10 protein-coding genes are annotated in these 8,168 nt (G+C 70.8%); all 10 read right to left on the bottom strand.

Annotated features, from left to right (window positions below; all coding sequences use genetic code 11):
* Positions 1 to 128 precede the first annotated feature (128 nt).
* Positions 129 to 626 carry a gas vesicle protein gene (locus AN218_RS18245; protein WP_244900516.1) on the bottom strand — a complete coding sequence of 166 codons (498 nt, stop codon included), beginning with the start codon at positions 624 to 626 and terminating at the stop codon, positions 129 to 131.
* Positions 627 to 671: 45 nt separating this feature from the next.
* Entirely contained in the window at positions 672 to 1,859 is a 1,188-nt protein-coding gene (locus AN218_RS18240) for an SRPBCC family protein (RefSeq protein WP_070017956.1), read from the bottom strand.
* On the bottom strand, positions 1,852 to 2,607 hold the full coding sequence (locus tag AN218_RS18235; protein WP_070017955.1) for a hypothetical protein: 756 nt from the start codon (positions 2,605 to 2,607) through the stop codon (positions 1,852 to 1,854). The genes AN218_RS18240 and AN218_RS18235 overlap by 8 nt, the downstream gene beginning before the upstream one ends.
* Before the next feature lie 54 nt (positions 2,608 to 2,661).
* On the bottom strand, positions 2,662 to 2,919 hold the full coding sequence (locus tag AN218_RS18230; RefSeq protein WP_070017954.1) for a gas vesicle protein GvpG: 258 nt from the start codon (positions 2,917 to 2,919) through the stop codon (positions 2,662 to 2,664).
* Positions 2,920 to 2,940: 21 nt separating this feature from the next.
* On the bottom strand, positions 2,941 to 3,654 hold the full coding sequence (locus AN218_RS18225) for a GvpL/GvpF family gas vesicle protein (protein ID WP_070017953.1): 714 nt from the start codon (positions 3,652 to 3,654) through the stop codon (positions 2,941 to 2,943).
* A gap of 3 nt (positions 3,655 to 3,657) precedes the next feature.
* Complete coding sequence (locus AN218_RS18220) at positions 3,658 to 4,122, bottom strand: gas vesicle structural protein GvpA (RefSeq protein WP_420855983.1); 465 nt, start codon at positions 4,120 to 4,122, stop codon at positions 3,658 to 3,660.
* A 162-nt stretch (positions 4,123 to 4,284) separates the two neighbouring features.
* The gene (locus AN218_RS38775) at positions 4,285 to 4,722 is read right to left on the bottom strand and encodes a gas vesicle protein GvpO (RefSeq protein WP_275936981.1); all 438 of its coding nucleotides are present in this window, start codon (positions 4,720 to 4,722) and stop codon (positions 4,285 to 4,287) included.
* 288 nt (positions 4,723 to 5,010) lie between these two features.
* The gene (locus AN218_RS18210) at positions 5,011 to 5,832 is read right to left on the bottom strand and encodes a carbohydrate ABC transporter permease (protein WP_070017952.1); all 822 of its coding nucleotides are present in this window, start codon (positions 5,830 to 5,832) and stop codon (positions 5,011 to 5,013) included.
* Positions 5,829 to 6,734 (bottom strand): carbohydrate ABC transporter permease, encoded by a 906-nt coding sequence (locus AN218_RS18205; protein ID WP_107421498.1) that lies wholly within the window; start codon positions 6,732 to 6,734, stop codon positions 5,829 to 5,831. The genes AN218_RS18210 and AN218_RS18205 overlap by 4 nt, the downstream gene beginning before the upstream one ends.
* 74 nt (positions 6,735 to 6,808) lie before the next feature.
* Positions 6,809 to 8,167 carry an extracellular solute-binding protein gene (locus AN218_RS18200; RefSeq protein ID WP_079132304.1) on the bottom strand — a complete coding sequence of 453 codons (1,359 nt, stop codon included), beginning with the start codon at positions 8,165 to 8,167 and terminating at the stop codon, positions 6,809 to 6,811.
* Position 8,168: the final 1 nt, after the last annotated feature.

Below are 8,168 nucleotides of genomic sequence, written 5' to 3'. Positions count from 1 at the left end.
GGTGGGTCCTGTCGACGGTCGTGGGTCGGGTCCGGGCCCGGGGCTCCGGGCCGGGTCCCGTTCCGGGCGTCGTCGTCCTGGGTGCGCGGCGGCGCCGCGGTCTCGTCCGCCGGGTTCGGCATCTCCGGTCAACCTCCGCGTTTCCGTGTGCCGCCGGAACCGCCGCTGCGCCGAGCGGCGCCGGCGGGCTGCCGCTCTCCCCCGTCCTCCGACGGGCCCTCGCCCGCGGGGAGTTGGGCCGAGCGCAGGCGCTCGATCTCCTGGCGCAGGCGGTCGTTCTCCTCCGCGAGGGCGCCGTGCTCCTCGCCGCCGTCGAGGGCGGCGTCGGACCACCGTCCGCGTGCGGCGGCGGGAGCACGTGAGGAGAGCGAGGGGTCGTTCTCCCACCAGTCGATCCCCATCTCCTTCGCCTTGTCGACGGAGACCACCAGCAGGCGCAGTTTGATCGTCAGCAGCTCGATGTCGAGCAGGTTGATCTGGATGTCGCCCGCGATGACGACGCCCTTGTCGAGCACCCGCTCGAGGATGTCCGCCAGGTTGGCGGAGGAGCCCTGCTGACCGTACGGGGCCGCCGCGCCGGGGGTGTTCGGGGACGGTCCCATACGTCCGGCAAGTGATTCGGACACGTGGTTCCAGCCTTGTCTGGTCGATGGACGGATGGCTTCGGGCGGTCAGCGGCCCGCGGGGACCGAGCGCCGGCCGTGCTCGTCCTCGTCCTCCTCCTCGGCGAAGTCCGCCTCGGAGTCGTCGAGTTCGAGTTCGGCGTCCTCGGAGTCGTCGGCGTCCTCCGGCTCGCCGTCCTCCGGCTCCTCGTACTCGTCCGCGTAGTCGTCCTCGGGCTCGTACTCGTCGTCCAACTCGCCCTCGGGGTCGCCGTTTTCGGCCTCGTCCTCATCGGGCTCGTCGAACTCGCCCTCGGATTCCGAGAGTTCCTCTCCCCTAGGCTCGTCGTCCGGGCTCTCGGAGTTCTCGGCGTCCCCGGAGTCCTCCGGCTGTTCCTGGGCGCGTTCCTCCTCGGCCACGGCGTCGTCGTGCTCGACGACGACCTCGCCGTCGCGGATCTCGCCGCGCCAGCCGTCGGTGGCCTCGCCCCGCATCATGATGAACTTGCGGTAGAGCTTCAGATCCAGCCGCGCCCGACGGCCCTGCGCCCGCCAGATGTTGCCGGTCTTCTCGAAGAAGCCGCCCGGGAAGTATTCGAGCACCAGCAGCACGCGCGTCAGATTGTCCGTGACCGCGTGGAAGGTCACGACGCCCTTGACAGTGCCCTTGGCGCCCGAGGTGGTCCAGGAGATCCGTTCGTCCGGGACCTGCTCGGTGACGTTGGCCTTCAGGCTCCGGGTGGACTTGGCGACCTTCACGCTCCAGTTGCTGCTGACGTCGTCGGACTTCTCGACGCTGACGACGCCCTTGGCGAAGGTGCTGAACTCCTGGAACTGCGTCCACTGGTCGTACGCCTCGCGCACGGGCACGCCCACGTCGATGTCCTCGACGATGGTCACGCTCTTGGACTTGCCGCCGCCGCTCTTGCTGCCCTTGCCGAACAAACCCTTGACCTTGTCCTTGACCATGTCCTTGAGGTGCGAGGTGCCGGCCGTCATGGCCGCCTGCGCGGGCGACTTGCCCTCGCTCAGCGCCTGGCCGCCCTTCGCGAGACTGCCCACGAGGCCGCCGGGGCCGCCCTGGCCGGGGTCGGCGAGCTTGCCGACGCCCTCGCCCAGCTTGCTGCCGAGTCCGGAGACCGCCTTGACCGCGCGGGCCTGGAGGTAGGACTGCAGCTCCTGCTTGAGCCGGTCCGTGGCCGGGTCGTTGACCACGTCGTCCTTGAACTTGCTCAGTGTCGACGTCGATTCAGCCATTGCCGCCTCCCCGGTTCGCCGTCTTCCGCGTACCGCCCGAGGCGGTCTTCGCGGCTGTCCTGCGGGCGCCGCCAGAGGTCCCCCGCGTACCGGAGGACGCCGTCTTACGGGCGCCGGAGGAGCCGGAGGCGGTGGACCGCGTGGAGCGCGCCGTCTTCCCGGCCTTGCTCGACGCGGCGGCCCCGGCGTTCCCGGAGGTCTTGTCGGACGCGGCGGACGTGCCCGACCTGGCGGCGCCGCCGCTCTTCGCCGAGACCGAAGTCCCCGCCGAGCGGGCCGACTTGGCCGCCCCGGCCGACCGGGACGTGCCGCCGCCCGAGGACGGGGTCTTGCGCGTACGGGAGCGCTCGCGGCCCCCGTCGCCCTCGTCCCGCTCGTCGGCCGCGTCACCGGCGCCTTCGTCACGGGCGTCCGCCTCGTCGGCGTCCTCGTCGCCGCGCTCGCGCCGGGCCGGGTCGTTCAGGTCGAGCGTCCGCTCGTGCAGCGAGTCGGCGAGGCTGCCCGCCCGCTGGGTGACCGCGGAGGTCAGCGCGGACTTGGTGTTGCCGACCAGGTCCTTGCGCACCTGGTCGCCGAGCTGGCCGACGATGGGTGAGTCGGCGACCATCCGCACCAGTTGCTGCGGTGTGATGTTGAGCTTCTTGCCGGCCAGGTACATGCCCAGGCCGACGGCCATCTTGGCCTTGCGTGTGCGCCCGAGGAGGTAGCCCCCCACCAGCGCCACACCGATCTTCGCGTTGCCGTTCATCTCAGGATCACCTCGGTCTCCCCGTGCCTGCGGCCGGGGACGGTGTGCGTGTACTCATGAGTGCGCCTGCAGCCGACGCTGGTGGGCCTGTCGCCGCTCCAGCTCGTCCAGCAGATCGTCCTCACGTCGGTCGAACTCCTCCTCCGTGATGCGCCCGTCCAGCAACTCCCGCTCCAGTGCGGCGAGTTGCTGTCGTACGGGCTCCGGGTCGCATTGCTGCCGCTCCGCCGTCAGCACGACTTGGTCCATGACCCAGACCGCTCCGCGCACCGGCGCCAGCGGCAGGGTCAGAAGCTGGGTGACGAGGCCCATGGCACGGTCCTCCGATCACGGTCAGACGAAGCTGTACGGGGGCAGCGGGCCGTTGAGGTTGAGGGAGTAGGCGTCGCCGTGCCGTTCCGCCTCCTCGTGCACGGCCTGTGAGAAGGCCGCGGCGTCCTCGCGCCGTACCAGGAACGAGGCGCTCAGGAAGTGCGGTCCCGTCGGCTCGGCCACCGTGTGCTGTTCCGCGGCGCCCGCGAGCCGCTCCAGCAGCTCTCTGCCCTCGGCCTCGCCGCGGGCCTGTACCTCGCCGGAGATCAGCTCGCCCAGGCGCACCTTCTCCTCGTGGGCCTCGGGGTGTTCGAGGGTGACCTCGCGCAGGCGCCGGATCTCCTCCGAGCCGGAGACGATCTCGCGCAGCAGGTCCTCCTCCTCGCGGCCCGCCTTGAGGTTGTACTCCAGGCGTCCGTCCAGTTCGGACAGCCGCCGCAGATACGCCTCGCGGTTCTGCTCCAGGGCGGCGGCGACGGACTCGTCGTCCGGTCCGACGAGGCCGAAGCGCATCGGCAGCGTCGGCCCGTCCGCCATGAGTTTCTCCAACACGGCCTGGTGGGCGGCGAGATCGCGGCGCTTGGCGCGCAGTTGCTCCGGGGCGTCGCTGACGACCGCGCTCAGGGTGCCGTCGCCGGCCGTACGGAGTTCTGCGGCCGGGTCGCCGACGGCGCCGAGCCCGTCGAGGCGCTGCGGGTGGTCCGCCGCAGTGACGGCGTAGACGTAGGTGGACATGGACTAGTCCTCCTTACGGCGGGTGGTGCGGCGGCTGCCGGAGGAGGCGGCGGCCTTCCTCGGCTCCCGCTCCCGCTCGCGCTCCTCGTTCTCGCCCTCGCCGTCGCGGCCCTTCTGGAGGGACTCGCTGAACGCTTCGACGGCCCCGGTCAGCGCGCCCTTGGACTTGCCCTTCGCGCCGCTCTCGGTGGCGTCGCCGACGATCTCGGTGAGCTGCGTCGGTGCCTTGCGGCCGGCCTCCAGGTCGAGGCGGTTGCACGCCTCGGCGAAGCGCAGATACGTGTCGACGCTCGCGACGACGACTCGTGCGTCGATCTTGAGTATCTCGATGCCGACGAGGGAGACCCGCACGAACGCGTCGATCACGAGCCCGCGGTCCAGGATCAGTTCGAGGATGTCGTAGAGGTTGCCGCCGCCACCGGAACCCGATGCCGGCTGCTGGGCGTTGCTCTGTGTCATGACGGTCACGCTCTTGCTCCTTCCGGAGAGTGCGGTCGAGGGCCGTCGGACGGTGTACGCGGACCGTGTACGCGGAGGGATCCCGCGGAAGCGGGTGCGCGCGACGGCCTTCGTTCGTCGCCTGCGTGCGGTCCGTTCCGTACGGACACGGGCCGTGTCACTGGACGGCGGTCACTTCCGCTGGTCGATCTGGCCCCGCGCGTAGCGGCGGGTGCGCTCGTAGCCGAGCAGGTTTCCGGCGGCGTCGAGCTGCACGCGGTAGGAGCCCATGACGCTGGTGGTCTCGGGAACGCGCTCGATCTCGACCACCTCGACATCGGCCGTCCAGCCGTCGTCCACCGCCTTCACCGAGGACACCGAGTCGGGCTCGCTGCGCAGGAGTTCGGCGAGCTGTCCGGCCGCGAGGCGCATCGCCTCGGCCACCGGAACCCGTCCGCTGCGCGCACCGCTGCTCTGCTTCCGGCCGGTGCCGTGCTCCCGGGCGGTGTTCCGGTCCCGGCTGCCGGTGCTCTTGCCGTGCTCCCGGCTGCCGTACTCACCGCTGTCGCCGTGCTCCCCGCTGGTGCTCCCGGGCTGCCGCGCGCGGTCGGTCTGCTGTGTATTTCTCACTTTGTCGCCCGTTGTCGCCACGCTCTCACCCCTCTCGGTGCGGCCGGGTCGTGGTCCCGCGGTGCCTGTCGTCCGGCTCTCACCGCGAAGTGCGGTGTGCCGGAGCACCGCGAGGGTGTGTGGAGTGCCCCGGGTGTGAAGACCTATTCCTGGGCCGGGCCCGCGGGATTTACGTGACCGCCACAACTGCCGTGCGGGGCCGGGCGGATGGCGCGAACCGTACGGGCGGTGACGTGCGTCACCGCGCGGCGGGCCGGGTAGGGCGGGCCGCGCGGTGCGCCGCGGCGGTCACTCCTTGACCGCGCCCGTGAGCATCCCCTCGATGAAGCGCCGCTGGAGCGCCACGTACACCACCACGACCGGCAGCGCGATCATCACGGAGGCGGCGGCGAGCAGCGCCGTGTCGGAGCTGTGCTGCCCCTGGAAGAAGGCGAGTCCGAGCGGGACGGTGCGGTGTGCCTCGTCGCTGACCATGACCAGCGCCATGAGGAACTCGTTCCACGTCCACATGAAGACGATGACGACCATCGTGGACAGGGCGGGCCGCCCCATCGGGACGAGCACGCGCCACAGCGTCGTCCAGCTCGACGCACCGTCGATACGGGCGGCCTCGATGACCGAGCGAGGGCTGCCGCGGAAGTACGTACGCATCCAGAACACGCCGAACGCCAGCGACTGCGCGGTCTGCGGCAGGATCAACGCCCAGTAGGTGTCGGTGAGTTGCCAGTACCGCAGATCGAAGTAGAGCGGCACCACGAGGGCTTCCTGCGGCAGGGTCAGCCCGAGCACGAACAGATAGAAGAGCAGGTTCGAGCCGGGGAAGCGCATCACGCCGAACGCGTAGGCGGCGAGCACCGCGAGGACGGTCGTCGCCGTGACCACGACGACGGCGACCAGCACCGAGTTGGTGAGGTACGAGCCGAAGTGGCCACGGGTCCAGGCGTCGGCGAAATTGGCCCAGTTGAGACCGTCGGGCAGTGCGAAGCCGGTGTCCAGGGACGACTGGCGGCCGAAGGCCGTGGAGAGGATGCCGATCACCGGCGTGAGGCTGATGACCGCGAAGAGGGCCAGGATGCCGTAGGTGACGCTGCGTTCGAGCCGGCCGGTCATCGCTCACGCCCCTCGACCAGACGCGCGACGGAGACCGTCAGCACGAAGATGAGCACGGTCAGTCCGATGCCCATGGCCGCCGCCGAGCCGACCTCGTTGGTCTCGAAGGCCCGGTGGTAGACCTCGTAGGCGGGCACGGACGTGGCGTTGCCGGGGCCGCCGCTGGTGGTGATGTAGATCAGGTCGAAGTTGCGCAGCCCGGCGACGATGGTGAGCGTCAGCGCGACGGCGGTCTCGGCGCGCAGCGCGGGCAGGGTGACGGCGAAGAACTCCCGCAGCGGGCCCGCCCCGTCCATGCGCGCCGCCTCGTACAGTTCGCGCGGGATGCGCTGCACGCCCGCCAGGAAGAGCACGACGCACAGTCCGGTCTCCACCCAGGTGCCGACGGTGCCCACGGCCGGCAGCGCCCAGGTGTAGTCGCCGAGCCACGAGCGGGCGAGGGAGCCCAGACCGACGGTGCGCAGCACGTCGTTGAGCAGTCCGTCAGCGCCGAGGACGGAGCGCCAGGCGACGCCGACGACGACCATCGCCAGCACCTGCGGCAGGAAGAGGACCGTACGGAAGAACGTCATGCCCCGCACCCGGAAGCGCGAGAGCGCGGAGGCCAGCAGCAGCCCGAGGACGACGGGCAGCACGGCGTAGAAGAACAGCAGCGCGAGGGCGTGCAGGAACGGGCCGCGCAGCGACGGATCGGTCAGCAGCGCACGGTAGTTGGCGCCGCCGGCCCAGGTGGCGGCGGTCAGCCCGTCCCAGTGCAGCAGCGAGAGCCACGCCGTCTGGCCGAGGGGGAAGAGCAGGAAGACGGCGTAGAGCACGAGCGCGGGGGCGATGTAGAGATAGCCGACGGCGCGGGGACGGCCGGGGGCGCCGCGGCGGTAGCGGCCGGCGGTTCGGCGCAGCAGGCTCCCGCGCGGTGCCGAAGTCCCGGGCGGGAGCGGGGAGTCCGGGGCGGCGGACGGGGCCGCGGGTGCGGCGCTCACCGGCCCGCGCTCCCGTCGTTCTGCTTCTCGGCGCGCTTGTCCTTCTGGAAGCCGGTGTAGGAGCGCTGCATCTTCTCCGAGAGCTGGTCCGGGGAGACGGAGCCGTCGATGACGCCCTGGAGGTCGGCGGAGAGCGAGTCGTAGAAGTCGGGCGTGGTGTAGTCGAGATACGGCACGAGTCCGTCGGCGGCGTTGAGCTGCTTCCAGCCGTCGACCATCTGCGCGTCGGCGCTGCCCTCGGGGATCTTCTCGGCGGCCTTGCCGGGGACGGCGGGCAGTACGCCCTCCTCGGTCATCACGTCCGCCGCGTGCCGGCTGGTGATGAAGTCCAGGTAGGCGGCGGCCACTTCGGGGTGCCGGGACTTGGAGGTCACCGACCAGGCCAGGCCCTGGCCGCCGGTGGTGACGGGATCCGCGTCCTTCTTCGCGGGCGGCGGCGGCATGAAGCCCAGCGAGTCCCCCATGGTCTTCTTCAGGTCCGGGAGCTGCCAGGTGCCGGTGATGAGGAAGGCGCCGTCGCCGTCGGCGAACTTCTTCGCCGCGTCGTCGTATCCGGTGCCGTTGGCGCCCTTGGGGACGTAGCCGTGCTTCTTCCAGTCGGCGAGGGTGCGCGCCGCCTCCTTCGTCGGCTCGTTGGCGAAGCCGTCGCCGCGTCCGAAGACGCTCTCGCGGGTCTCCTCGGCGCCGCCGGCCTGGTTCTGCAGCACGCCGAAGGTGTGGATCGCCGGATACTTGTCCAAGTTGCCGAACTGGACGGGCAGTTCGCCCTCGTCCTTGAGCCGGGGCAGGGCGTCCGTCAGCTCCTTCCAGGTCTTCGGCGGGTCGACTCCGGCCTTCTCCAGTACGTCCTTGTTGTAGTAGACGCCGATGTACTCGCCGGTCTGGGAGATGCCGTAGAGGCGTCCGGTGCCGAAGTCGCGGGCGTCGGCGGAGACCCGGTTGAGGTTGAGGAGCGTGTTCGGATAGCGGGTGTTCCAGGCGTAGATGCCCGCGTAGTTGTCGAGCGGTGTGAGCAGGCCCGCCTTCACGAAGGCGACCATGTCGGGGTAGCCCTGGTTGGCCTGGATGACGTCCGGCGGCTTGTTGCCCGAAACGGCCAGCTTCAGCGTGGTCTTGAGGTCGGAGAAGCTGCGGGCGACGCGCTTGATGCGGATGTTGGGGTACTTCTTCTCGAACTCGGCGTTCAGCCGCTCCAGTTCGTCGTTCTGGCCGCCGCGTATCTCCTGGTCCCAGACGGTCAGCGTGGCCTTCCCCGCCTTGGACGGGTCGGGCCGGGCGGTTGCCGCCGCCCCGGGCACGCCCGCTCCCGCCGCGCCGGAGCCGTCGGTGCCGGGCACGCAGGCGGACGCCAACAGG

The organism is Streptomyces nanshensis (assembly GCF_001751255.1).
In the GTDB taxonomy this organism is placed as follows: domain Bacteria; phylum Actinomycetota; class Actinomycetes; order Streptomycetales; family Streptomycetaceae; genus Streptomyces; species Streptomyces nanshensis_A.
This window is presented reverse-complemented; position numbering and strand designations above follow the sequence as displayed.

Bases quoted from the DNA above. Each gene is read 5' to 3' on its own strand.
- AN218_RS18240 (WP_070017956.1), bottom strand. From the start codon at position 1,859: ATGGCTGAATCGACGTCGACACTGAGCAAGTTCAAGGACGACGTGGTC.
- AN218_RS18235 (WP_070017955.1), bottom strand. From the start codon at position 2,607: ATGAACGGCAACGCGAAGATCGGTGTGGCGCTGGTGGGGGGCTACCTC.
- AN218_RS18230 (WP_070017954.1), bottom strand. From the start codon at position 2,919: ATGGGCCTCGTCACCCAGCTTCTGACCCTGCCGCTGGCGCCGGTGCGC.
- AN218_RS18225 (WP_070017953.1), bottom strand. From the start codon at position 3,654: ATGTCCACCTACGTCTACGCCGTCACTGCGGCGGACCACCCGCAGCGC.
- AN218_RS18210 (WP_070017952.1), bottom strand. From the start codon at position 5,832: ATGACCGGCCGGCTCGAACGCAGCGTCACCTACGGCATCCTGGCCCTC.